The sequence below is a fragment of the Mycoplana sp. MJR14 genome (genome assembly GCF_029210525.1).
Taxonomy (GTDB): domain Bacteria; phylum Pseudomonadota; class Alphaproteobacteria; order Rhizobiales; family Rhizobiaceae; genus Mycoplana.
This window is the reverse complement of sequence record NZ_JARGEO010000011.1, coordinates 30889-54137: the sequence shown is the minus strand read 5'-3', so window position 1 is coordinate 54137 and position 23249 is coordinate 30889. Positions and strand designations below refer to the sequence as shown.

20 protein-coding genes are annotated in these 23249 nt (G+C 66.6%); 11 read left to right on the top strand and 9 right to left on the bottom strand.

The features are described from left to right. Positions 1 to 62: 62 nt before the first annotated feature. Both P0086_RS21060 and P0086_RS21055 read right to left on the bottom strand, forming a co-directional pair. Positions 63 to 998 carry a pseudouridine-5'-phosphate glycosidase gene (locus P0086_RS21060; RefSeq protein ID WP_275789635.1) on the bottom strand — a complete coding sequence of 312 codons (936 nt, stop codon included), beginning with the start codon at positions 996 to 998 and terminating at the stop codon, positions 63 to 65. 64 nt (positions 999 to 1062) lie between these two features. Then, positions 1063 to 2010, bottom strand: a complete 948-nt coding sequence (locus tag P0086_RS21055) for a carbohydrate kinase family protein (RefSeq protein ID WP_275789633.1) — start codon at positions 2008 to 2010, stop codon at positions 1063 to 1065. A 231-nt stretch (positions 2011 to 2241) separates the two neighbouring features. On the opposite strand from P0086_RS21055, the gene recA reads away from it, so the two are divergent. The 3 genes from recA to P0086_RS21040 all read left to right on the top strand — a co-directional run bounded on the left by recA (position 2242) and on the right by P0086_RS21040 (position 8320). Next, positions 2242 to 3330 carry a recombinase RecA gene (gene recA / locus P0086_RS21050; protein WP_112600352.1) on the top strand — a complete coding sequence of 363 codons (1089 nt, stop codon included), beginning with the start codon at positions 2242 to 2244 and terminating at the stop codon, positions 3328 to 3330. 387 nt (positions 3331 to 3717) lie between these two features. After that, positions 3718 to 6381, top strand: a complete 2664-nt coding sequence (alaS, locus tag P0086_RS21045) for an alanine--tRNA ligase (RefSeq protein WP_148148963.1) — start codon at positions 3718 to 3720, stop codon at positions 6379 to 6381. A gap of 709 nt (positions 6382 to 7090) precedes the next feature. Continuing rightward, positions 7091 to 8320, top strand: a complete 1230-nt coding sequence (locus P0086_RS21040; RefSeq protein ID WP_275789630.1) for a GGDEF domain-containing protein — start codon at positions 7091 to 7093, stop codon at positions 8318 to 8320. Here the strand turns inward: P0086_RS21040 and P0086_RS21035 are convergent. The 5 genes from P0086_RS21035 to P0086_RS21015 all read right to left on the bottom strand — a co-directional run bounded on the left by P0086_RS21035 (position 8317) and on the right by P0086_RS21015 (position 13702). After that, positions 8317 to 9081: an HAD-IIB family hydrolase gene (locus P0086_RS21035; protein WP_275789628.1), complete on the bottom strand. Its 765-nt coding sequence runs from the start codon at positions 9079 to 9081 to the stop codon at positions 8317 to 8319. The genes P0086_RS21040 and P0086_RS21035 overlap by 4 nt on opposite strands. A 4-nt stretch (positions 9082 to 9085) precedes the next feature. Continuing rightward, positions 9086 to 10423 (bottom strand): glycosyltransferase family 1 protein, encoded by a 1338-nt coding sequence (locus tag P0086_RS21030; RefSeq protein WP_112599841.1) that lies wholly within the window; start codon positions 10421 to 10423, stop codon positions 9086 to 9088. A gap of 161 nt (positions 10424 to 10584) precedes the next feature. Then, a complete protein-coding gene (locus tag P0086_RS21025) occupies positions 10585 to 11880 on the bottom strand; it encodes an MFS transporter (protein WP_275789626.1) in 1296 nt (431 codons plus the stop codon). Positions 11881 to 11975: 95 nt separating this feature from the next. Beyond that, on the bottom strand, positions 11976 to 12377 hold the full coding sequence (locus P0086_RS21020) for a MarR family winged helix-turn-helix transcriptional regulator (protein ID WP_275789624.1): 402 nt from the start codon (positions 12375 to 12377) through the stop codon (positions 11976 to 11978). Positions 12378 to 12487: 110 nt separating this feature from the next. Further along, complete coding sequence (locus P0086_RS21015; protein ID WP_112599843.1) at positions 12488 to 13702, bottom strand: NADP-dependent isocitrate dehydrogenase; 1215 nt, start codon at positions 13700 to 13702, stop codon at positions 12488 to 12490. A 277-nt stretch (positions 13703 to 13979) separates the two neighbouring features. Between P0086_RS21015 and P0086_RS21010 the strand changes: the two genes are divergently transcribed. Beyond that, positions 13980 to 14552, top strand: a complete 573-nt coding sequence (locus tag P0086_RS21010) for a hypothetical protein (protein WP_275789622.1) — start codon at positions 13980 to 13982, stop codon at positions 14550 to 14552. A 30-nt stretch (positions 14553 to 14582) separates the two neighbouring features. Here the strand turns inward: P0086_RS21010 and P0086_RS21005 are convergent, their stop codons facing one another. After that, positions 14583 to 14906 (bottom strand): hypothetical protein, encoded by a 324-nt coding sequence (locus P0086_RS21005; protein ID WP_275789620.1) that lies wholly within the window; start codon positions 14904 to 14906, stop codon positions 14583 to 14585. A gap of 177 nt (positions 14907 to 15083) precedes the next feature. Between P0086_RS21005 and P0086_RS21000 the strand changes: the two genes are divergently transcribed. The 3 genes from P0086_RS21000 to P0086_RS20990 all read left to right on the top strand — a co-directional run bounded on the left by P0086_RS21000 (position 15084) and on the right by P0086_RS20990 (position 18373). Beyond that, complete coding sequence (locus P0086_RS21000; RefSeq protein WP_148148970.1) at positions 15084 to 15917, top strand: RNA methyltransferase; 834 nt, start codon at positions 15084 to 15086, stop codon at positions 15915 to 15917. After that, on the top strand, positions 15904 to 16707 hold the full coding sequence (murI, locus tag P0086_RS20995; RefSeq protein WP_275789618.1) for a glutamate racemase: 804 nt from the start codon (positions 15904 to 15906) through the stop codon (positions 16705 to 16707). Before P0086_RS21000 ends, murI begins: the two co-directional genes overlap by 14 nt. Positions 16708 to 16858: 151 nt before the next feature. Further along, on the top strand, positions 16859 to 18373 hold the full coding sequence (locus P0086_RS20990) for an ATP-binding protein (protein WP_112600911.1): 1515 nt from the start codon (positions 16859 to 16861) through the stop codon (positions 18371 to 18373). Between the two features lie 31 nt (positions 18374 to 18404). Here P0086_RS20990 and P0086_RS20985 read toward each other — a convergent pair whose 3' ends face one another. After that, on the bottom strand, positions 18405 to 19463 hold the full coding sequence (locus P0086_RS20985) for an endonuclease/exonuclease/phosphatase family protein (protein WP_112610665.1): 1059 nt from the start codon (positions 19461 to 19463) through the stop codon (positions 18405 to 18407). A 359-nt stretch (positions 19464 to 19822) separates the two neighbouring features. On the opposite strand from P0086_RS20985, the gene rpsD reads away from it, so the two are divergent. The 4 genes from rpsD to P0086_RS20965 all read left to right on the top strand — a co-directional run bounded on the left by rpsD (position 19823) and on the right by P0086_RS20965 (position 23195). Beyond that, positions 19823 to 20440: a 30S ribosomal protein S4 gene (gene rpsD / locus P0086_RS20980; RefSeq protein WP_112599850.1), complete on the top strand. Its 618-nt coding sequence runs from the start codon at positions 19823 to 19825 to the stop codon at positions 20438 to 20440. A gap of 86 nt (positions 20441 to 20526) precedes the next feature. Continuing rightward, positions 20527 to 21456: a glutaminase gene (locus tag P0086_RS20975; protein ID WP_112610663.1), complete on the top strand. Its 930-nt coding sequence runs from the start codon at positions 20527 to 20529 to the stop codon at positions 21454 to 21456. A gap of 55 nt (positions 21457 to 21511) precedes the next feature. Continuing rightward, positions 21512 to 22384 (top strand): tRNA 2-thiocytidine(32) synthetase TtcA, encoded by an 873-nt coding sequence (gene ttcA, locus P0086_RS20970; protein ID WP_275789615.1) that lies wholly within the window; start codon positions 21512 to 21514, stop codon positions 22382 to 22384. Next, positions 22368 to 23195 carry an inositol monophosphatase family protein gene (locus P0086_RS20965; RefSeq protein ID WP_112610659.1) on the top strand — a complete coding sequence of 276 codons (828 nt, stop codon included), beginning with the start codon at positions 22368 to 22370 and terminating at the stop codon, positions 23193 to 23195. Before ttcA ends, P0086_RS20965 begins: the two co-directional genes overlap by 17 nt. Positions 23196 to 23249 lie beyond the last annotated feature (54 nt).

Here is a 23249-nt window from a genome sequence, read left to right as displayed (position 1 = left end):
GTACCGCGATTGAAACCACTTAAGATGGACCGGATGAGGCGCCGTGGCAGCGGCGCCGTCGATCAGTGGCCGCTGCCGACGGCGAGCGCCACTGCGATCTCGGCGGCCAGCCGGGCGTTGTTCTCCACCAGCGCGATGTTGGTGGCGAGGCTGCGGCCGTCGGTGAGGCGGAAGATGGTGTCGAGCAGGTAAGGAGTGACGGCCTTGCCGGTGATCTCGTCGCGCTCGGCGTGGTCGAGGGCGCGCTGGATGTAGATCTCCATTTCACGCCGCGGGATCTCGTTCTCCTCGGGGACCGGATTGGCGACCAGCATGCCGCCGTCGATGCCGAGTTGCTCGCGCACCCTCTGGAAATGGGCGATGGCGGCGGGGCTGTTCAGCATCAGCGGGCTCGGCAGGCCCGACTGGCGCGACCAGAAGGCGGGAAAATCCACGCTGTCATAGGTGACGACCGGAACGCCGCGGGTTTCCAGGACCTCGAGCGTCTTGGGAATGTCGAGGATGGCCTTGGCGCCGGCGCAGACGACGATGACGCCGGTGCGCGACAGTTCGTCGAGGTCGGCCGAGATGTCGAAGCTCTCCTCGGCCTTGCGGTGCACGCCGCCGATGCCGCCGGTGGCGAAGACGCGGATGCCGGCAAGCGCCGCCGCGATCATGGTCGCAGCCACCGTGGTGGCGCCGGTGCGGCGCTCGGCGATGGCGAAGGCGAGGTCGGCGCGCGACAGCTTCATCGCGCCGCTCGTCTGCGCCAGGGCCTCCAGCGTCGCGTCGTCGAGGCCGACATGCAGCACGCCGTCGATCACCGCGATCGTCGCCGGCACGGCGCCCTCCTCGCGGATGATATTCTCGACGCTGCGCGCCATCTCCAGATTGCCCGGATAGGGCATGCCGTGGGTGATGATGGTCGATTCCAGCGCGACCAGCGGCGCGCCGCGCTCCTTTGCGGCCGTCACTTCGTCGGAATAGGCAATCGGCAGGAGCGGGGTGGATCTGGTCATCGTCTCTTCCTCGGATATCGTCGGCTTGCGGCCCGGTCGGCCCGTCTGCCGGGCCGCAAGGGTCTCATGACAGCATTTCCGCCTCGGGGACAAGCCCCGTCACGCGGGCGAGCAATTCCGGCTCGAGTTCCTCGGCCACCGCGAGCGGCGAACGCACGGCGATCAGGGCGGCGGCCGCGCCCTGGCGCAGCGCCTGCGCCAGCGGCCGGCCGGCGAGATGGGCCGACAGGAAGCCGGAGGCGAGCGCGTCGCCGGCGCCGGTGACGTCGCCCAGGATCTCCAGCCGGGGCGGCGCCAGCATTGCCGCCCCGGTCTCGTCGAAGGCGATCGCCGCTTCGCTGCCGCGGCTGATGACGCCGCGGGCGAGGCCGGCGGCGCGCAGCAGCGCCGGCCAGTCCTGCGGCCGGTCGGGCTGCGTCTCAATCAGTGCGCGGGCCTCCGCCTCGTTCATGAACAGGCCGGCCAGGGCCGGAAGGACGGGGCGGAACCGGACCACCTTCGCCGGCGAGATGGCGATGCCGAAGACCGGATGGGCGTGGCGGCGCGCGGCGTCGGCGATCGCCGCGATCGTCTCCTCCGGCAGGTTGGCGTCGGTGAGGACGGCGCCCGTGGCCGCGAATGCCTCGCGCACGGCGCGCTGCTGCATGCGCCGCGGCGAGAACAGGCGGTAGAGCTCCATGTCGGCCAGCGCGATCACCAGGTTGCCGTCGGCCTCGATGATCGCGGTGTAGCTCGGCGTCGCCCGGTCGAGGAAGGTGAACGGCGTGTCCTCCACGCCGGCCGCTTCCGCCGCCGCCGCGACGATCTCGCCGTCGGCGTCGCCGCCGCGGGGCGCGATCAGCCGCACGGGGTGGCCGAGGCGGGCGAGGTTGCGCGCGGCATTGAAGACGCCGCCGCCGGCCTCGACGAACCAGCTGCCCGGATTGCTGGCGCCCGGCGCCGTCTGGCCATGGATGCGGCCGCGCCGGTCGACATGGGCGCCGCCGAGGGCGAGGATCCTGACAGCCGTCATCGCGGCCCTCCGGCGGAGGCGCGATTCGTGCGGCGATCGCCGTCGCAACGGCCGGCTGCGCCGTGGTATACTGTCGAGCGGGCGCGCTGAAACGAAAACGGAACACGCCCCTGAATATCAAGCCTAATCAATCGCATGGTGTGCTGTTGCCAAACGAGAACAAAAAGTGTACATAGCATCCATCGGCAGCTTCATTGCCTGTCTGGTCCCAATAACCTAAAGGTGGAGCAAATGGCACAAAACTCTTTGCGGCTCGTAGAGGATAAATCGGTGGACAAAAGCAAGGCACTCGAAGCGGCACTTTCTCAGATCGAGAGGTCGTTCGGCAAGGGCTCGATCATGAAGCTCGGCTCGAAGGACAGTGTCGTCGAGATCGAAACCATCCCGACCGGCTCGCTCGGTCTCGACATCGCGCTCGGGATCGGCGGCCTGCCCAAGGGGCGGATCATCGAGATCTACGGACCGGAGAGCTCGGGCAAGACGACGCTGGCGCTGCAGACGATCGCGGAGGCCCAGAAGAAAGGCGGCATCTGCGGCTTCGTCGATGCCGAGCATGCGCTCGATCCGGTCTATGCCCGCAAGCTCGGCGTCGACCTGGAGAACCTTCTGATCTCGCAGCCGGACAATGGCGAGCAGGCGCTCGAGATCACCGATGCGCTGGTGCGCTCGGGGGCGATCGACGTTCTCGTCATCGATTCGGTCGCAGCACTGACGCCGCGCGCTGAAATCGAGGGCGAGATGGGCGACAGCCTGCCGGGCCTTCAGGCGCGCCTGATGAGTCAGGCGCTGCGCAAGCTGACGGCGTCGATCTCGCGCTCGAACACCATGGTCATCTTCATCAACCAGATCCGCATGAAGATCGGCGTCATGTTCGGCTCGCCGGAGACGACGACCGGCGGCAACGCCTTGAAGTTCTATGCCTCGGTCCGCCTCGACATCCGCCGCATCGGCGCGGTGAAGGAGCGCGACGAGGTGATCGGCAACCAGACGAAGATCAAGGTCGTCAAGAACAAGATGGCGCCGCCCTTCAAGGAGGTCGAGTTCGACATCATGTATGGCGAGGGCGTCTCCAAGACCGGCGAACTGATCGACCTCGGCGTCAAGGCCGGCATCGTCGAGAAGTCCGGCTCCTGGTTCTCCTACAACAGCCAGCGGCTCGGCCAGGGGCGTGAGAACGCCAAGCAGTTCCTGCGCGACAATCCCGATACCGCACGCGAGATCGAGATGGCGCTCCGCCAGAATGCCGGTTTGATCGCCGACAAGCTGCTCGACAGCGGGCGGCCGGAGGATGACGACGGCGACAGCGCGGCGGAGATGTGATCGCCGGGGTCGGGTTTCGGGTCGGGAGCAGGTCCTGACCCGACAGTTCCTCCGCGGCGAGTGGCGTCAGGCCTCTCCCGGTCCGCATATTCAAGCCGGTCTTCGCGAGGGCGAAGGCCGGCTTTCTCGTCTGGACAGGGGAGAGGGCGGACGATAAAAGCCATCAGTTTTCCGAGGTCGGGACCGGGTTTTGCTGCATGGGGCGGGATCGGCCGGCCCCATGCCCTGCCGGGGAGGCTTCTGCTCGACGGTGCGGGCGCTGCGCCGGTCGCGGGACGGCCTCTCGCCGGCGGCGCGGGCAGCGGTCTGGATCGGTGCGAGCCGGTCGAATGTGTGGTTCAAGGCAGGGCTCGGCCCGAACGCCTGCAAGTATGATAGGGATGCAAGATGAGCGGCGTGAATGAGATCCGGTCGGCCTTTCTCGACTATTTCCGCAAGAACGGACACGAGGTCGTCTCGTCCAGCCCGCTGGTGCCGCGCAACGACCCGACGCTGATGTTCACCAATGCCGGCATGGTGCAGTTCAAGAACGTCTTCACCGGACTGGAGCAGCGGCCCTATTCGACGGCGGCAACCGCGCAGAAGTGCGTGCGCGCCGGCGGCAAGCACAACGACCTCGACAATGTCGGCTATACCGCGCGCCACCACACCTTCTTCGAGATGCTCGGCAACTTCTCGTTCGGCGACTATTTCAAGGAGCGCGCGATCGAGCTCGCCTGGGGGCTGATCACCAAGGAGTTCGGCATCGACAAGAACCGGCTGCTGGTCACCGTCTATCACACCGACGACCAGGCGTTCGACCTGTGGAAGAAGATCGCCGGCCTGCCGGACAGCCGCATCATCCGCATCGCCACCAGCGACAACTTCTGGGCGATGGGCGATACCGGCCCGTGCGGGCCGTGTTCGGAGATCTTCTACGACCATGGCGACCATATCTGGGGCGGCCCGCCCGGCTCGCCGGAAGAGGACGGCGACCGCTTCATCGAGATCTGGAACCTCGTCTTCATGCAGTTCGAGCAGTTGACGAAGGAGGAGCGGATCGACCTGCCGCGGCCGTCGATCGACACCGGCATGGGTCTGGAGCGGATCGCGGCCCTCCTGCAGGGCAAGCACGACAACTATGACATCGACCTGTTCCAGGCGCTGATCGCGGCGTCGGTGGAAGCGACCGGCGTCGACGCCAACGATCCGGAGCGCCGCGCCAGCCACCGGGTGATCGCCGATCACCTGCGCTCGTCCGCCTTCCTGATCGCCGACGGCGTGCTGCCGTCGAACGAGGGGCGCGGCTACGTGCTCCGCCGCATCATGCGCCGGGCGATGCGCCATGCGCAGCTCCTGGGTTCGCGTGAGCCGCTGATGTGGAAGCTGCTGCCGGCGCTGGTGCAGCAGATGGGCCGGGCCTATCCGGAACTCGTGCGGGCGGAGGCGTTGATCTCCGAGACGCTGAAGCTGGAGGAGACCCGGTTCCGCAAGACGCTGGAACGCGGCCTGTCGCTGCTTTCGGATGCGTCCGGCAACCTTACCAAGGGTGACATCCTCGACGGCGAGACCGCCTTCAAGCTCTACGACACCTACGGCTTCCCGCTCGACCTGACCCAGGACGCGCTGCGCAACCGCGGCATCGGCGTCGATCTCTCCGGTTTCTCCGACGCGATGGAGCGGCAGAAGGCGGAGGCGCGCAAGAGCTGGGCCGGTTCGGGCGATGCGGCCGCCGAGACGATCTGGTTCGAACTGCGCGAAAAGCACGGTGCGACCGAGTTCCTCGGCTATGACACGGAGACGGCCGAAGGCGTGGTCCAGGCGATCGTGCGGGACGGCGCAGCCGTCGATGCGGCTTCGGCCGGCGACAAGGTGCAGCTGGTCCTGAACCAGACGCCGTTCTACGGCGAATCCGGCGGCCAGATGGGCGACACTGGCGTGATCAGCCTCGATCACGGCCGCCTCGAAGTCACCGACACCCAGAAGAAGGCCGATGGCCTGTTCGTCCACAACGCCGTCGTCGCCGAGGGTTCGATCAAGGTCGGCGACGCAGTCGCACTCGAGGTCGACCATGCCCGCCGCGGCCGGCTGCGCTCCAACCATTCGGCAACCCACCTGCTGCACGAGGCGCTGCGCGAGGTGCTCGGCACCCATGTGACCCAGAAGGGCTCGCTGGTCGCCCCGGAGCGGCTGCGCTTCGACGTCTCGCATCCGAAGCCGATGACGGCGGACGAGCTGAAGGTCGTGGAAGAGATGGCGAACGAGATCATCGTGCAGAACACGCCGGTGACAACGCGGCTGATGAGCGTCGACGACGCGATCGCCGAGGGCGCGATGGCGCTGTTCGGCGAAAAGTACGGCGACGAGGTCCGCGTCGTGTCGATGGGGACCGGAATCCGCGGCACGAAGGCCGGCAGGCCCTACTCGGTCGAGCTCTGCGGCGGGACCCACGTGGGCGCCACCGGCGAGATCGGGCTGGTCCGCATCGTCGGCGAGAGCGCCGTTGCCGCCGGCGTGCGGCGCCTTGAGGCGCTGACGGGCGAGGCCGCGCGCGCCTATCTCGCCGAACAGGACGAGCGGGTGAAGACGCTGGCCGCCAGCCTCAAGGTGCAGCCGGGCGAGGTGCTTGCGCGTGTCGACGCGCTCCTCGACGAGCGGCGCAGGCTCGAACGCGAACTGACCGAGGCCAAGAAGAAGCTGGCGCTCGGCGGTGGCGGCGGCAGCGCCGGCGATGCCGTTCGCGAGATCGCCGGGATCAAGTTCCTCGGCAAGGTGGTGACCGGCGTCGAGCCGAAGGACCTGAAGGGCCTGGCGGACGAAGGCAAGAAGGGCCTCGGTTCGGGCGTCGTCGCTTTCGTCGGCGTCTCGGCCGACGACAAGGCCAGCGCCGTGGTCGCCGTCACCGACGACCTGACTGGTCGCTTCAGCGCCGTGGACCTCGTCCGCATCGCCTCGGCCGCCCTCGGCGGCAAGGGCGGTGGCGGCCGGCCGGACATGGCGCAGGCGGGCGGGCCGGACGGCCAGCGCGCCGGCGAGGCAGTCGAACAGGTGGCCGCGGCACTCGCCGGCTGATTGGCCGGCGCTGCGGGCATCGTCACGCAGGACATGGGCGAGGCGACGGGAGCGGCCGGCATGCCGCCGCGACCCCGTGGCCGTGACCGTGGTGCCGCGCGCTGCGGAGCCTTGCCGCGGCGGTGAGATGGCCGTGGCGGAAATTCGGCACGTTGCCTTCTGACGGTAACGGCGCGTCCGTTCCTGCGACCAAGATGCCCAGTCTAAGGCGTATTTGGGATAGCATCGGCAAGAAAGCCGATGGCGAACTGAGGAAACCGCCAGCGGCGAGACCGAGGAATCCCCATGTCAGCGCTCCCACGAGCCCGTGGCTTTCTCAGCCGATGCAAGGACCGACCGCGGTAGTCGCCGTGATGCCCCATACCGTCCATGGGATCTTGATCGGCGGGGTTGCGACGCGGATGGCTTCAGGCTCATCTTCGATCACGCAAGCATCAACGTCCTGAAATGTCTGTGTCTTCGGTTATGGCTGGGAAAATCCATTCTTCCAGCGACGCGGACGTTCCTCCGCCACGGTGGAATGTCGCCGGTGCGCCGAGCGCCGACGATGCTCGGTCTTGCCAAGGTCCGGGATGGGACTGCCAGCAACCTGCCTGGGCGTCCGCGCGACACGGGGCGGGGGCGGCGAAGTGTCGTCCCGGGGCTTTCTTTCTTTGCGAAGTCTTCAGTGTTCGGTGCTAGCGTTCCGGCCACCGAAGAGGTGTGATTCTTGCTAGACAACCTGATCAGCCTGCCGACCGTGTTGGTCTGCACTTTCCTTTCGACGCTCGTCGTCGCCATTTTCCTGGCGTTCCACTGGCTGGCCGGGCGCGGTCCGCTGGCCGCAGGCTACTGGTGCGTGTCGATGTGGGTCGGCACGGCTGCGAGTGCCTTTCTCGGTCTGCGCGGGATCATTGCGCCCGAGCTCTCGATCGGGCTCGGCAATGCGCTGGCGGCGTTCGGCTACAGCCTGACATGGGCCGGCTTCCGCGCCTTCGACGACCGGCGCGTTTCGCGGCTGGCGGTTGCCGCCGGCCCCGCGGCCTGGGGTGCCGCCTATGTGCTTTCCGACACCTTCGCCGCAGACATGAGCCTCCGGGTCATCCTCATGTCGGTGATCGTCTCGGCCTACTCGCTGGCGATGACGCGCGAGCTGCTGCTGGGCCGCAGGCGGGAGGCGTTGCCCTCGCGGCGGGTGATCGCACTGCTGCTGGCCACGCACGCGGCGATCTATGCGGCGCGCATTCCGTTCGCGCTGTTCGCGCCCGTTGCCGACGGACCTGCGGTCTCTCCCTGGTTTGCGGCGTTTGCGCTCGAAATCTTCCTGCATACGCTGATCGTGGCGGTCTCCGTCCTCATCCTGCTCAAGGAGCGCAGCGAGTTCATCTTCCGCCAGGCGGCGCGCTCGGACGCGTTGACGGGCGTGCTGAACCGGGGCGCCTTCATGGAGGAGGCGGCGAGGGCGCTCTCCCGAAAACCCCAGGGCGGGGTGCTCCTGCTGCTCGATCTCGACCACTTCAAGACCATCAACGACACCTTTGGCCATCAGGCCGGCGACAAGGTCCTCTGCCGCTTTGCCTCGGCGGCCATCGCACGGCTGGACGAGGGCATGGTCTTCGGGCGATTCGGCGGGGAGGAGTTTGCGCTCCTTGTGCCCGATCAGGATCTCGACGAGGGGGTCGCCTTCGCCGATCGCCTGCGGCAGGATACGGCGGCGCTGTCGGTCGGCCATTATGGCAGGCTGATATCGGTGAGCGTCAGCATCGGCGTGGCCTCGGCGCTGCTCTGCGAGGGCGACCTCGACACCCTGATCGCGGCCGCGGACTGCGCGCTCTACCGGGCGAAGGCGGACGGCCGGAACCGCGTCGGCGTTGCCGGGCCTGCCGAAAGCCTCATGCAGGTGGCGGGACGGATGCGGGAGGCGGACGCCGTCGCCGGCAACATGTCGGTCGCGCTCTAGACAGGCGTTGCGGTCGGCCTCTTCTCGGCCAGCGCTGCAAGATGCTCCAGACCCTCGATCACGCCGTCGGCGCAGGCACGCCGTGCCTGATAGTGCCGGGGCTCGCGTGCGGCGAGCTTCCGCAGTTCCTCCAGTGCGTTGCCGACGACGATGCCGCGGACGGAGGGCAGCAGGAACATGTCGCGGTCGTTGCCGGTGTCGCCGGCGACGGCAACCTCGGCGAGGTCGATTTCGAGCTCCCGGCAGAGCCACTGGAGTGCTGCACCCTTGTTGGCGGTGCGCGGCAGCACGTCGAGATCGCGGCTGCTCGAATAGACGAGGCGCGCCGGTATGCCGGCCTGCGCGAGATTTTCCTCCAGTTCGGCGACGCGATCGTCGTCGGCGTCGTGCAGATGCCAGCTCAGCTTGTAGGCGTGCTGATAGGCCTCGTCCTGCAGCTGGATGCCGTCGACCTGCCGCATCACGCGCATCAGCGCCTCGCGGTCGAACGGGGCGCCGAGCGTAGCGCGAAAGCGCCGGCGGCCGTCGTCGTCGAGCCGGCCGCCGATCATCGTCCCGACCCCGCCGATGATGAAGTCGGGATGCGGCAGGTCGGAGACGGCGAGCAGCGCCTCGATGTCGTCCACCAGCCGGCCGCTGTTGTAGACGAGGAGCGGACGGGTTGCGGGATTGTGCGCCTCCCAATAGGTGCGGAAACGCTGCGTCGCCCGCCGGTCGCCGAGCAGGGTCCCGTCCAGGTCGGAAGAGAGGAGGCGGATCACGGTCTCAGTCCCCGTCGTTCCAGGGTTCGGCCCAGTCGTCGACGTCGAGCGCCTGGCGCATCGGGCGGCCCTCGACGAGGGCGATCAGCTGCTGGGCGATGCCCGTCCAGGTGAACAGGCTGCGCGCCTTGTGCGCGCCCATTCGGGACAGGCGGCTGTAGAGGCGCGGATGTTTCAGCGGCTTCATCATGGTGATGCCGAGGTCGTACTTGTCGAACGGGTCGGCAAAGAGGGCATGACGTCCGTAGCTGACGGAGCGGAACAGGCCGCCGTGGATGGTGATGATGGTCGGCGTGCCGCTCGCCATCGCTTCGATCGCCGTCATGCCGAACGGCTCGTAGCGGCTGGAGAGCACGAACAGATCCGCGGCGCGATAGTAGTCGGGCAGGTCGTCGTCGGAGACGAAACCGGAAAAGTCGATCCGGTCCTCGAGGCCGCGGTCGCGCGCCAGCTGCTTGAGCTGGTCGAGGATCGCCGTTTCCTGCGCGTCGAGCGTCTCGCCACCGAGCGCCAGGTGGAGGCGCGCTTCCGGTTCCCGCTCGGCCAGCACCGAGAAGCCCTCGATCAGCAGATCATAGCCCTTGTTGGTCGCAAGCCGCCCGAGGGCCAGGACCGTCTTGCCGCGGAAGCCGAAGCGCTGGCGCGCCATCTCGCGCGATGCCGAGGAGACGGGGAAGAAGCGGTTGTCGTCATAGCCCGGCGGGATCATGTGGACCCGCTCCGGCTTCAGCCCGTAGTCGTTGATCAGCATGTCGAGCTGGATCGGCGTCGTGGCGATGACGAGGTTGCAGCTGCGATAGACGATCAGCTCATGCTTGATCCGATCGGAGAAATTGAACTCCGCCTCGAAGGTGTCGGCCTTGTCGGGATAGTCGGTCTCCATCTGCCGCTTCTTCCAGATCCCGAGCGAATGCGGCGTATGGATATGCGGGACGGCGAGCGCCTCCGACAGACGCTGCCCGGCCACACCCGCATCCCAGTAGTGGCTGTTGATGAAGAAATATTCGAGACCGTTCGCCCGGATGAAGCGGATGGCCGCTTCGCACCAGGCCATCAGGTGGTTGTGCAGGTATTCCTTCGGGATGAAGTCGCGGCCGCCGCAGGGAATGCGCACGACCCGAACCCGGTCGTCGACCTCGTCGAACTGAGGCTGATCTTCGAACTGGCGCGTGTATATGTCGACCAGAAATCCGAGCCGGCCAAGTTTCTTTGCAAGTTCCAGAACATAGACGACCTGGCCGCCTGTATCGGCGGCGCCCAGGGGAGGATTTGCTGCAACATAGCCGTGCGTCGAGACGAGGGCTATTCGAGGGAGGGTTTCATTTTCATGTTTTTCAGTCATATCGACCGACTAGGATAGGGCGCACCGGCGAGGCTTCAACCCCGAGACGGGCATTTTATGACGCCGTCCCGGCAGGCGATATACTCGTAGATCCCGCATGACGCTCCGTGGCGGCGGCCGGCGTCGCGGCCGGCCGCCGTCTCCCGTCGGTCGCGCGGCGATCAGGCCGCTTGCGGCGTCAGCTTCACCGATCCCGGACGGCCGAGGAGCAGGACCGAGACGGCCGCAAGCACGCACATCACGCCGGCGATCTGGAGTGCGGGCATGTAGGTGTCGAAGTCGCTCCGGAAGTAGCCGGCACCGAAGGCTGCGGTCGCAGCACCCAACTGGTGGCCGGTGAAGACCCAGCCGAAGACGAGGCCGGCCTTCTCGCGGCCGAAATTCTCGGCGGCGAGCTTGACGGTCGGCGGCACGGTCGCGACCCAGTCGAGGCCGTAGAAGACGGCGAAGATCGACAGTTCCACGAAGCTGAAGCCCGAGAGCGAGAGGTAGATCAGCGACAGGCCGCGCAGGCCGTAGAACCAGAACAGCAGGAAGCGGTTGTCGTAACGGTCCGAAAGCCAGCCGGCAAAGATGGTGCCGACGAAATCGAAGATGCCGATCACGGCCAGCGTGCCGGCGGCGGTGACGGCCGCCATGCCGAAATCGCCGCAGATCGAGATCCAGTGGGTCTGGATGAGGCCGTTGGTCGACAGGCCGCAGACGAAGAAGGTTCCGAACAGCACCCAGAAGGCCGGATTGCCGGAGACGCCCTTCAGGGTGACCAGCGGCGAGACGAGGGTGGCGAGCAGCTTGTGATCCTGCTTCGGCGGCGTCGCGATCGCGGTCTCGCCATAGGCCGGCAGGCCGACATCGGCGGGATGGTCACGCATCAGCAGGAGCACGAGCACCATGGCGAGCGCAATGACGGAGACGGCGAGCGCAAGGGCCATGCGCCAGCCATAGGCTTCGGTCAGGGCGGCGAGCACCGGCAGGAAGACGAGCTGGCCGGTGGCGTTGCTCGCCGTCATCAGTCCGACGACGAGGCCGCGACGCTTGGAGAACCAGCGGCTGGCAACGGTCGCACCCAGCACCAGCGCGGTCATGCCGGTGCCGATGCCGATAACGACGCCCCAGAGCAGGAGGAGCTGCCAGACCTCCGTCATGAAGAAGGAGGCGGCGATGCCGAACAGGATCAGGCCAAGGGCGGTGGTGACGACCTGGCGGATGCCGAAGTGGTTCATGAAGGCGGCCGCGAAGGGGCCGAGCAGGCCGAAGAGCACCAGGCGCACCGCCATGGCGGTGGAGATGTCGGCAATGTCCCACCCGAATTCCTGGTGCAGCGGCTGGATCATCACGCCGGCCGAGCCCATGGCGCCGGCGGTCGCCAGCATGGTCAGGAACGTGGTCGCCGCGACTACCCACCCGTAGTGAAGGTTCCGGCGGGCCATCCATCCGGCGAGGCTTGTGGAGAGCATGTTCAAATTCCCTTTCCTTTTCGCCGCATGCGGGCGGATTGATGCGGGTATCTGCCCGTTTTTTCTGGGCATATACCCGTTTCTGGCCAAATTTCTTAGAGAGCCGCGAGCAGTTCCTGCAGCTGCCTGGTCTTGTCGGGACCCAGCCGGGACTCGATGTCCTCCTGCACGCCGTCCCACAGCGGCGCGCCCTGGGTAAGGATCGCGCGGCCGAGCTCGGTGATGGTCAGCACGGCCTCGCGCTGGTCCTCGCCGTGGCCGATCGCCACCATGCCCATGCGTTCCAGAACCTTGGCGTTGCGGCCGACGGTCGAGCGGTCGAGTTCGACGCGGGCGGCGAGATCCGTCAGCGACACCGGCGCCAGGCGGTTGACGTTCCTCAGAAGGCTGAACTGGCCGATATTCACGCCGAGCGGGGCCAGCGCCTCGTCGTAGTAGGACGAGACCTTGCGGGAGGCCTTGCGCAGCAGAATGCAGTGACAGGTATCGCTGGACATGTCGCGGGTATATACCCGCAACGCTTCCGGCGCAAGATGGCGGAAGCGGAAAATGAAAGACCCGGCGCGAGGCCGGGTCCTTCGGATGCGGTCGATGACGATCGCTTGGATCAGGCCGCCATGGCCTTCTGCAGGTTCTCGTCGATCTTGTCGAGGAAGCCGGTGGTGGAGAGCCAGGGCTGGTCGGGGCCGATCAGGAGCGCCAGGTCCTTGGTCATGAAGCCGGCCTCGACGGTGTCGACGCAGACCTTTTCCAGCGTGTTGGCGAATTTCGCGAGTTCGGCATTGTTGTCGAGCTTGGCGCGATGGGCGAGGCCGCGGGTCCAGGCGAAGATCGAGGCGATCGAGTTGGTCGAGGTCTCCTCGCCCTTCTGGTGCTGGCGGTAGTGGCGGGTCACCGTGCCGTGGGCGGCTTCGGCTTCCACCGTCTGGCCGTCCGGCGTCATCAGCACCGAGGTCATCAGGCCGAGCGAGCCGAAGCCCTGGGCGACGATGTCGGACTGGACGTCGCCGTCGTAGTTCTTGCAGGCCCAGACATAGCCGCCGGACCACTTCAGCGCCGAGGCCACCATGTCGTCGATCAGGCGGTGCTCGTACCAGATCTTGGCTTCCTTGAACTTCTCGGCGAACTCCTTGTCGAAGACCTCCTGGAAGATGTCCTTGAAGCGGCCGTCATAGACCTTGAGGATGGTGTTCTTGGTCGAGAGGTAGACCGGCACCTTGCGCTGCAGGCCGTAGTTGAACGAGGCGCGGGCGAATTCGGTGATCGAATCGTCGAGGTTGTACATGCCCATGGCGACACCGGCGGACGGCGCGTCGAAGACGTCGTACTCGATCTCCTTGCCGTCCTCGCCGACGAACTTCATCGTCAGCTTGCCCTTGCCGGGGAACTTGAAGTCGGTGGCGCGGTACTGGTCGCCGAAGGCGTGGCGGCCGACGATGATCGGCTTGGTCCAGCCGGGCACGAGGCGGGGCACGTTCTTGCAGATGATCGGCTCGCGGAAGATGACGCCGCCGAGGATGTTGCGGATGGTGCCGTTCGGCGACTTCCACATCTTCTTCAGCTTGAACTCCTCGACGCGGCCCTCGTCCGGGGTGATCGTCGCGCACTTGACGCCGACGCCGTACTTCTTGATGGCGTTGGCGGCATCGATCGTCACCTGGTCTTCCGTCGCATCCCGGTTCTCGACGCTGAGGTCGTAGTACTTCAGGTCGATGTCGAGGTAGGGGTGGATCAGCTTGTCCTTGATGAACTGCCAGATGATGCGGGTCATCTCGTCGCCGTCGAGCTCGACGACCGGATTTGCGACCTTGATCTTTGCCATGGAATGCCTCGCTGCCTGATGAGGGCGGATTGCCCCGTTTCGTGAAGGTTGGATCGTGTGCGCCTATAGCACCGGATGGCGGGAAGGCAAAGGCGAGCAAGGGCCGGCGGACGTTATTTTCGCTTTCTCGCAGGCCGGAAATATGGTCGCTGGTGGCCGCGGGGCGGCGCCCGATTCGCTCTGCCAGAATTTGTCCCCATTGCCGATGTTGTCTTCACGGCGACACGAATCCCTTTCATCGGCCTTCCGGCCCTATCCGCCCGCTCGGGAGAATTCCATGATACGCCTGTGCCTCACCGCCACCCTCGTGCTGCTGCCGTCTCTTGCGCTGGCCGCCGATGCCGCCACCCCGGTTCGCGAGATCATGGAGACGGTGACGAAGAACTGGGCCGACGTAGCCGAGGACGACAGCAATCCGCCGGACTACGTCGACTACTTCAACGACGAGTTCCTGCAGCGGCTCTACAGCAAGGATTTCATCGCGAATTATCGCGAGGCGGCGAAATATCCGGCCTACGAGGACGGCGGCTCGCCGTTCGACTACGACGTGATCGCCATGGGGCAGGACGGTTGCACGATCAACGACCTGAAGATCGAGGCGCAGCCGCCGGCCGGCGGCGTCACGGTCGTCAAGACGACGTTCGACAACACCCATTGCTTCGGCGAGCGCGAGCCGGACTGGAAGCCGGCCGAGGTGGACTTCAACGTGGTCGAGGAAGACGGCCGGGCGGTGATCGACGACATCCTGCGGCCGCAGGACGGCGACCCGGGCTCGCTGAAGACGGAGATGCTGGCGATCGCCAAGGAGGGCGCCAACCCGACGCCGGAGCAGGAGGTTACGCCGGAGTAGCGGAGGCCGGGATCGGCCACCGGTTTGACGTCAGAGGCACGAGACCTGACCCGCTGCGGCAGAGGCTGCCTGGTTGCAGGCCAAAAGTCCGGCGACCACGATCATGCTATGGCCCGCAAACCACTGGGTTCTGCTGCCGCGCAGCGCCGGATAGAAAATCGAGCCGATCAGTATCCCCGGGCTTAACACGATCATTCCGAGCAACAGGATACGTAGCGGAGGAATGTAGAAGATGAGGATCTGCCAACAACTGGCAAATGTGTAGCTGCCGGCATTGGCGTAGGCCGCGACGGCAAGGGCGATCCACAGCAGGGCGTGGGCCATCAAGAATGAGAAGGGCAAGATTTGCTTCATTCCGGCAGTGCCTGGGCGTGAGTCGAACAAAGCAGCAGTAGTATCCCTGAGGTCTTGCGTCTACGGCGTGTGTTGACGCTAGGAGCCTTTCTTTTCTTTTGCCGCCGAATGTGGCAGGGACCGGCAGCGGGCCGGGACTTGCTCCGGGTCAGATCATTGGACGCGACGGTTGAAGGCATGGCGGGAACGAACAGCGAGCGAGAACTGATAGCGGAAGGGCCGGCGATCATCCTGGTCCATCCGCAACTGGGCGAGAACATCGGCATGGTCGCACGCGCCATGGCGAATTTCGGCCTGGCGGAACTGCGTCTCGTCAATCCGCGCGACGGCTGGCCGAGCGAGAAGGCGATCTCGGCGGCGAGCAAGGCCGATCACGTCATCACCGCGACGAAGGTGTATCCGTCGCTGGAGGCGGCGGTCGCCGATCTCAACTTCGTCTATGCCACGACGGCGCGCGACCGCTACGGCTACAAGGAGGTGCGCTCGCCGGTGGTGGCGGCCGAGACGCTGCGGGCGCGGTTCAGGGCGGGCGAGAAGACCGGCATCCTGTTCGGGCGCGAACGCACGGGGCTGACCAACGAGGAGATCGCGCTCGCCGACGAACTCGTCACCTTTCCCGTCAACCCCGCCTTCGCCTCGCTGAACCTTGCGCAGGCCGTCCTGCTGATGAGCTACGAGTGGATGAAGACGGGGGTTGGCTCGCCGGAGGAAACGGCATTTTCGGCGCTGCCGCAGCGGCCGGCCAAGAAGGACGAGTTGCAGGGGCTGTTCGATCATGTGGAGGAGGCGCTCGACGCGCGCGGCTACTTCCGCCCCGCCGCCAAAAAGCCGAAATTGATCGAAAACCTGCGCTCGGCGCTGACGCGTCCCTCCTTCACCGGCTCGGAAATCCAGGTCTTGCGCGGCATCGTCTCCTGTCTCGATCGTTTCACCCGCGAGGCGCCGCGCGGCACGCCCGCGCCCAATCGCACCCGCAACAGAAGGCCGAAGGCCGAACGTGACGACGAATAGCGCCAAACCCGTTCTCGTGTTCGACAGCGGCATCGGCGGGCTGACGGTGCTGCGCGAGGCCCGCGTGATGATGCCGGAGCGGCACTTCACCTATGTCGCCGACGACGCCGGCTTTCCCTACGGCAGCTGGGAGGAGGGCGCGCTGAAGGCGCGGATCGTCGCCCTGTTCGACCGGCTTCTGGCCGAGCACGATCCCGAAGTCTGCATCATCGCCTGCAACACCGCCTTCACGCTCGTCGGCGCCGATCTGCGGGCGACCTTCCCGCAGATGCGCTTCGTCGGTACCGTGCCGGCGATCAAGCCGGCCGCGGAGCGCACGCGCTCGGGGCTGGTCTCGGTGCTGGCGACGCCGGGAACGGTGAAGCGGGCCTATACGCGCGACCTGATCCAGTCGTTTGCCAGCCAGTGCCATGTGCGGCTCGTCGGCTCGGAAAACCTCGCGCGCATGGCGGAGGCCTATATCCGCGGCGAGAGCCTGTCGGACGACGACGTGCGGGCGGAGATCGCCCAGTGCTTCCTGGAGCAGGACGGCAGGAAGACCGACATCGTCGTGCTCGCCTGCACGCACTATCCCTTCATGGCCAACCTGTTTCGCAGGCTTGCGCCCTGGCCGGTCGACTGGCTCGACCCGGCGGAGGCGATCGCCCGCCAGGCCCGGCGGCTCGTGCCGGCGCTCGACGGCACCGCGCTCGATGGATTTGCAGCGGGCGAGGACATCGCCATCCTCACCTCCGGAAAACCCGATTTCGCCACCCGGCGGCTCATGCAGGGTTTCGGGCTCAGGGTGTAGCGCCCGTATCACAGTCGCGCGCGGCCGCAGCAGCTTCCTGTGGGTTTCTTCTTTTCCAGCCCCCGCACGGGCTGCCTTTCGTGCTAGGTCTCGCCCTTATTTCCCGGCACTCTGCGGCCGGACGAATCGATTGGTTGGGCACGAGGATCGCATGAAGGTCGGCATCGACATGGGAACGGCGCAGGGCGGCGCGCCGGCCACGCTCGATATCGAGGAACTGCTGGCCACCCGTCTTCTCGTCCAGGGCAATTCCGGCTCGGGCAAGTCGCACCTGCTGCGGCGGCTGCTCGAGCAGTCGGCACCCTGGGTGCAGCAGTGCATCATCGATCCGGAGGGCGACTTCGTCACGCTCGCCGACAAGTTCGGCCATGTCGTCGTCGAGGGCGAGCGCACCGACGCCGAACTCGTCGGGATCGCGACCCGCATCCGCCAGCACCGCGTCTCCTGCGTGCTTTCGCTCGAGGGGCTGGAGGTCGAGCAGCAGATGCGCACGGCCGGCATCTTCCTCAACGCGATGTTCGATGCCGACCGGGACTACTGGTATCCGGTGCTCGTCGTCGTCGACGAAGCGCAGATGTTCGCGCCCTCGGTGGGCGGCGATGTCGGCGAGGAGGTGCGCAAGCTCTCGCTCGGCGCCATGACCAACCTGATGTGCCGCGGGCGAAAGCGCGGGCTTGCCGGCGTGATCGCCACCCAGCGGCTCGCCAAGCTCGCCAAGAACGTCGCGGCCGAAGCCTCGAACTTCCTGATGGGCCGAACCTTCCTCGATATCGACATGGCGCGCGCCGCCGACCTGCTCGGCATGGACCGACGGCAGGCGGAAATGTTCCGCGACCTGAAGCGCGGCTCCTTCGTGGCGCTCGGTCCGGCGCTGTCGCGGCGGCCGCTGTCGGTGACGATCGGCGCCGTCGAGACCTCGGCGCGCTCGACGAGCCCCAGGCTGATGCCGCTGCCGGAGGCGCCGCAGGACGTCGAGGACCTGATCTTCACGCCGGATCCGGAGGAGTTCACGCGGCCGCTCGTCCGCCGCGTCGCCCCGCAGCCGCGCCCGACCACCGACATCCTCGCCGAACTGTCGCGCGCGCGGCCGGAACCCGTCGCCGCCGAGCCGGCGCGGCCGGCAGCACCGGAAATGCCGGCGGAGGAGCGCGAGGCGCTGCTCGACCACGTGCTCTCCGAAATCCTCGACAATCCGGGCGCGGCCTTCCGCCCGGATGCGGAACTGTTCCAGGATTTTCTCGTCCGCTGCCGCATCCGCCGCGTGCCCGGCGCACCGCTGTCGCTGCCGGCTTTCCGCCGCAAGATGGCGGTCGCGCGGTCGGGCGTCGATGCCGAGACGGCCGCGACCGAGGCCTGGGCGACCGCGCTCGAGCTTTCGCGGCAGGTGAGCGAGGACCTGCAGGCCGTCTTCCTGCTGGTGGCGCAATCGGCCGTTCGCGGTCTGCCGTGTCCGTCGGATGCGATGATCGCACGCGCCTACGGCACGCACTCCGCCCGCCGCGCGCGGCGCCTGCTCGGCTATTTCGAGGAACAGGGGCTGATCGTGGTGCACAGCGATGCGGCCGGGCTGAGGATCGTCGCCTTCCCGGATCTGGCCTGCGAGACCGCGCCCGGCGACGCCAACGGGCCGGACCTGACCGAGACGCTGCGGCCGGCAGCGGAATAGGCGCACCCGGCCTGGCTCCGGCAAAGCCCGCTCAGCGGGTTGGAGGCCTTCCTTGGCCCGGCAGAAGCCGCTGCGTTTCCAGAAGATACTCGTTGGAATAGTCGGTCCTGATCTCGATCCAGACCGGAAGGTGGTCGGACATCTCGTGCGTTCGCCAGGCGCGGTAGGCCCTGGGCCAGTCCGCATCGGGTTCGCCGCCGTCCGGTTCGCCACCGGTGGGCGCGACGCTGCGGTAGCCTTCGGCCTCGGCGTCGGTGAAGACCGCATCCTGCCAGCGGAGCACGCCATGGCCGACGAGGTTCGTCTCGTTGTGCGGGCCGGTGAAGGCGATCTGGTCGTAGTGCCTGTTGCCCGAAAGCGTCGTCGGGCCGAGCGGCACGGCCTTGAAGCCGTTGTTCACGAGCGCCTGCATGCCGGCATCGCCGGGATCCTCGATGTTCATGTCGCCGAGCATGACATGCACCTCGTCCGCCTCTTTCGCCCGCTTGGCGAGCGCGGTCGCGATCACCCGGATCTCATCCTCGCGCAACGGGCGATTGGCCTGCTCCTCGAACACGATATGCGCCGAGCAGAGCGTGAACTTGAACCATCCGGCCTGGAAGGAGGCGAAGAACGGGGTGCGGCCGATCTGCTCGTCGCCGGGCAGGGCACCCTTCGGCAGCACCAGTTCGCCGATCAGGTGGCGGAAGGAGACCTTGCGCCGGTCAAAGAGAAAGGCCATGCGCTCGTTGTTGCCGCGCCCGGGGCCGGAACTGTCGTTGACGAAGAAATCCCAGTTCGGGCCGAGGAGCCGGACCAGCCGCTCCACGGCCTTGATGTCCTTGACCTCCTGGACGGCGCAGATGTCGAAGTGATCGATGATTTCGGCGATGTAGTGATAGCTCTCCGGCAGGCGGAGGCGGCCCCCGTCGAAATGGCGGATGTTCCACGAGCCGATGATCAGCGTGTCGGGCTGCCGCTTCGAGGTGATCTCCCCGTTCAGGAGCGCGCGCAGGCGCAGGAGACGGGCGGCGATCCAGCCCGCCTGGCCGGGCGAGGCCTCGCCGCGCGGATAGAGGCTTTCGTTGCGAAGCATCTGATAGAATGCCATTTCAATCCTCCTGCGCGGGTCGTTCGGTACGGGGCGGCTGATGGCGTTGGATTGTCGCGACACGAATGGATGTCCGTGGTGGACTATACCATGAGTTGTGCCGCCTTTCCATTGGCCGGAAGGGGTACGGAGCGAGGCTTCGCAGGCGGACAAAGACGTTGACTTCACCGGCGATAGCGGCTAGAGACCCGCCAACGCCGGGCAGAGATGTCCGGTGTTTCATTTAACATGTCCCGTGGTTTCTCCGGTCGCGTATCGTGAGAAATCTGTCAGAAAGCCGAAAACGGCATTCAGAGGAGGGCGTGTTTCCTTGATCCGGTCTGGTAACGGGCCGGTGTAACTGTTTGAAAGGAAATGCGATGAGCAAGCGCGCTGCATCGAAGTACAAGATCGACCGCCGCATGGGCGAAAACATCTGGGGCCGCCCGAAGTCCCCGGTCAACCGCCGCGAATACGGCCCGGGCCAGCACGGCCAGCGCCGCAAGTCCAAGCTCTCCGACTTCGGCGTGCAGCTGCGCGCCAAGCAGAAGCTGAAGGGCTACTACGGCGACCTGCGCGAAAAGCAGTTCCGCTCGATCTACGACGAAGCCAACCGCCGCAAGGGCGACACGTCGGAGAACCTGATCGGCCTGCTGGAATCGCGCCTCGACGCGATCGTCTACCGCGCCAAGTTCGTTCCGACGGTCTTCGCTGCCCGCCAGTTCGTCAACCACGGCCACGTCAAGGTCAACGGCGTCCGCGTCAACATCGGTTCCTACCGCTGCAAGGCCGGCGACGTCATCGAAGTCCGCGAGAAGTCCAAGCAGCTCGTTTCCGTCCTGGAATCGGTTCAGCTCGCCGAGCGTGACGTTCCGGACTACATCGAAGTCGACCACAACAAGATGGTCGCCACCTTCGCACGCGTTCCCGGCCTGTCCGACGTCCCGTACCCGGTCGTCATGGAGCCGAACCTGGTCGTCGAATTCTATTCGCGTTGATTTCAACGCGACGCTGACCATTGCGAAAGCCGCCCCGAAACGGGCGGCTTTTTCGTCTTTAGGGATCTCTTGCCGGAGGATCGCCGATGCCCGACCTGCAGACGATCGTGGCCGATATACACAGGGAACTCTCGCCGCGGTTCGGCGAGGGGCGGCTGCCGGACTACATCCCGCAGCTGGCGCGGGTGGCGCCGGACCGGTTCGGCCTGGCCGTCGTGACCGTGGACGGCGGCGTCCATCTGGCCGGCGATGCGGACGTCGCCTTTTCCATCCAGAGCATCTCGAAGGTCTTCACGCTGACGATCGCGCTCGGCAAGCACGGCGATGCGATCTGGAAACGGGTGGGGCGCGAGCCCTCCGGCTCGGCCTTCAACTCGATCGTCCAGCTCGAGCGGGAGGCTGGAATTCCGCGTAACCCCTTCATCAATGCCGGGGCGATCGCGATCAGCGACCTCCTGCTCGCCGGCCATCCGCCGAAGGAGGCGATCGGCGAGATCCTGCGCTTCGTCCGCTACCTGGCCGACGAGGAGGAGATCGTCATCGACCACGAGGTGGCCCGTTCGGAAGCCGCGACTGGCTTCAGGAACGCCGCGCTTGCCAATTTCATGCGCTCCTTCGACCGGCTGATCCATCCGGTCGATCATGTGCTGGGCGTCTATTTCCACCAGTGCGCGATCGCCATGAGCTGCCGCCAGCTGGCTAGGGCAGGGCTCTTTCTCGCCGCCGGCGGAACCAACCCGCTGACCGGCCACCGCGTCGTCTCCGCGCAGCGGGCGCGGCGCATCAATGCGCTGATGCTCACCTGCGGGCATTATGACGGCTCGGGCGACTTCGCCTATCACGTCGGCCTGCCGGGCAAGAGCGGCGTCGGCGGCGGCATCCTGGCGATCGCCCCCGGAAAGGCGTCGATCGCCGTCTGGTCGCCCGGGCTCAACGAGGTCGGCAACTCGGCGCTCGGCACGATCGCGCTGGAAATGCTGGCGGCGCGCACCGGCTGGTCGGTTTTTGGCGCTTGATTGTGGCGGCCGTTCGGGGCATTGCAACCCGGACGAATTGAATACGGACGCTCTGATGACGCTTGCGCTCAAGATCGACGACGATGCCGAAGACGGCGGCCACCGCCATCCGCTGTTCGCCGGCGCCCCGCAGTCGGTCTCCTTCAACAAGCTGCGCAAGCGGCTCCTGCGGCAGGTCCGGCAGGCGATCGAAGACTTCGCCATGCTGAAGGGACAGAAGTGCTGGCTGGTGGGCGTCTCGGGCGGCAAGGACAGCTACGGGCTGCTGGCGCTGCTTATGGACCTGAAGTGGCGCGGCCTGCTGCCGGTGGACCTGATCGCCTGCAACCTCGACCAGGGCCAGCCGAACTTTCCGAAGCACATCCTGCCGGACTACCTGTCTTCGATCGGGGTGCGCCACCGCATCGAGTATCGGGACACCTATTCGGTGGTGAAGGAGAAGGTGCCGGAGGGGGCGACCTACTGCTCGCTCTGCTCGCGGCTGAGACGCGGCAATCTCTACCGGATCGCCCGCGAGGAGGGCTGTGACGCGCTGGTGCTCGGGCACCATCGCGAGGACATCCTCGAGACGTTCTTCATGAACTTCTTCCATGGCGGGCGGCTCGCCTCGATGCCGGCGAAGCTCCTGAACGACGACGGCGACCTGATGGTGCTGCGCCCGCTCGCCTATGCGGCCGAGGACGACCTTGCCAGGTTCGCCACCGCCATGCGGTTTCCGATCATCCCCTGCGACCTGTGCGGCTCGCAGGACGGCCTGCAGCGCAACGCGATGAAGGCGATGCTCGCCGACATCGAGGCGCGGATGCCCGGCCGCAAGGACACGATGCTGCGGGCGCTTGCGCACGTGAACCCGTCGCACCTGCTCGATCCCGCGCTCTTCGATTTCTCCTCCCTGACGACGGTAGCTTCAAATGACGACCAGCTTTGACATCAATGCCCTTGCCTTACTCCTCAGCCAGGCGGCCGAGGTCGAGATCCGCCCGCGGTTTCGCGCCCTTGCCGAGGGCGACGTGCGCGCCAAGACGTCAGCGATCGACCTCGTGACCGAGGCGGACGAGGCCGCCGAGCGCTTCATCAAGGCGGGCATGGAGGCGGTCCTGCCGGGCGCGCTGTTCGTCGGCGAGGAGAGTGTCGCGGCCGACCCGGCGCTGCTTCCGAAGCTCGCCGAGGCCGACCTCGCCGTCGTGATCGACCCGATCGACGGTACCTTCAACTTCGCAGCCGGCGTGCCGCTCTACGGCGTGATGGCATCGGTGGTCGCCGGCGGCGAAACGATCGCCGGCGTGATCTACGATCCGATGGGCGACGATTTCGTGCTGGCGGAAAAGGGTGCCGGTGCCTGGCAGACGGGCGGGCACCGTCCGGCCATCCGCCTGAAGGCTGCCGCCCCGGTCGACCTGGAGGACATGACGGGCATGGCCTCGACCGGCTTCCTGCCCCAGGACAGGCGCGCCCGCGTGATGGCCAACCTCGCCAAGGTCGCCTTCGCCTCGAACTACCGTTGCGCTGCGCACGAGTACCGCACCTTCGCCGCCGGCCACCTGCACTACCTGATGTACAACAAGCTGATGCCCTGGGACCACCTGGCCGGCACGCTGATCAGCCAGGAGGCCGGCGCCTATGCCGCCCGCTTCGACGGCTCGCCCTACAAGCCCCGCCATGTCGAGGGCGGCCTTTTGCTGGCCCCCGACCGCGACAGCTGGGAGATGATGCGCCGCGAGGTCTTTACCGTCGACTGAGCGGTGCCGCAGGAACGAGAAAGGGCCGGACGAGCGATCGTCCGGCCCTTTTTG

Coding starts and splice junctions, on each gene's coding strand:
- P0086_RS21025 (WP_275789626.1), bottom strand. CDS start 11,880: ATGCTCTCCACAAGCCTCGCCGGATGGATGGCCCGCCGGAACCTTCAC.
- P0086_RS21000 (WP_148148970.1), top strand. CDS start 15,084: ATGGCGGGAACGAACAGCGAGCGAGAACTGATAGCGGAAGGGCCGGCG.
- P0086_RS21010 (WP_275789622.1), top strand. CDS start 13,980: ATGATACGCCTGTGCCTCACCGCCACCCTCGTGCTGCTGCCGTCTCTT.
- P0086_RS20975 (WP_112610663.1), top strand. CDS start 20,527: ATGCCCGACCTGCAGACGATCGTGGCCGATATACACAGGGAACTCTCG.
- rpsD (WP_112599850.1), top strand. CDS start 19,823: ATGAGCAAGCGCGCTGCATCGAAGTACAAGATCGACCGCCGCATGGGC.
- P0086_RS20965 (WP_112610659.1), top strand. CDS start 22,368: ATGACGACCAGCTTTGACATCAATGCCCTTGCCTTACTCCTCAGCCAG.
- P0086_RS21020 (WP_275789624.1), bottom strand. CDS start 12,377: ATGTCCAGCGATACCTGTCACTGCATTCTGCTGCGCAAGGCCTCCCGC.
- P0086_RS20985 (WP_112610665.1), bottom strand. CDS start 19,463: ATGGCATTCTATCAGATGCTTCGCAACGAAAGCCTCTATCCGCGCGGC.
- P0086_RS21055 (WP_275789633.1), bottom strand. CDS start 2,010: ATGACGGCTGTCAGGATCCTCGCCCTCGGCGGCGCCCATGTCGACCGG.
- P0086_RS21015 (WP_112599843.1), bottom strand. CDS start 13,702: ATGGCAAAGATCAAGGTCGCAAATCCGGTCGTCGAGCTCGACGGCGAC.
- recA (WP_112600352.1), top strand. CDS start 2,242: ATGGCACAAAACTCTTTGCGGCTCGTAGAGGATAAATCGGTGGACAAA.
- ttcA (WP_275789615.1), top strand. CDS start 21,512: ATGACGCTTGCGCTCAAGATCGACGACGATGCCGAAGACGGCGGCCAC.
- P0086_RS20990 (WP_112600911.1), top strand. CDS start 16,859: ATGAAGGTCGGCATCGACATGGGAACGGCGCAGGGCGGCGCGCCGGCC.
- P0086_RS21030 (WP_112599841.1), bottom strand. CDS start 10,423: ATGACTGAAAAACATGAAAATGAAACCCTCCCTCGAATAGCCCTCGTC.
- P0086_RS21060 (WP_275789635.1), bottom strand. CDS start 998: ATGACCAGATCCACCCCGCTCCTGCCGATTGCCTATTCCGACGAAGTG.
- alaS (WP_148148963.1), top strand. CDS start 3,718: ATGAGCGGCGTGAATGAGATCCGGTCGGCCTTTCTCGACTATTTCCGC.
- P0086_RS21005 (WP_275789620.1), bottom strand. CDS start 14,906: ATGAAGCAAATCTTGCCCTTCTCATTCTTGATGGCCCACGCCCTGCTG.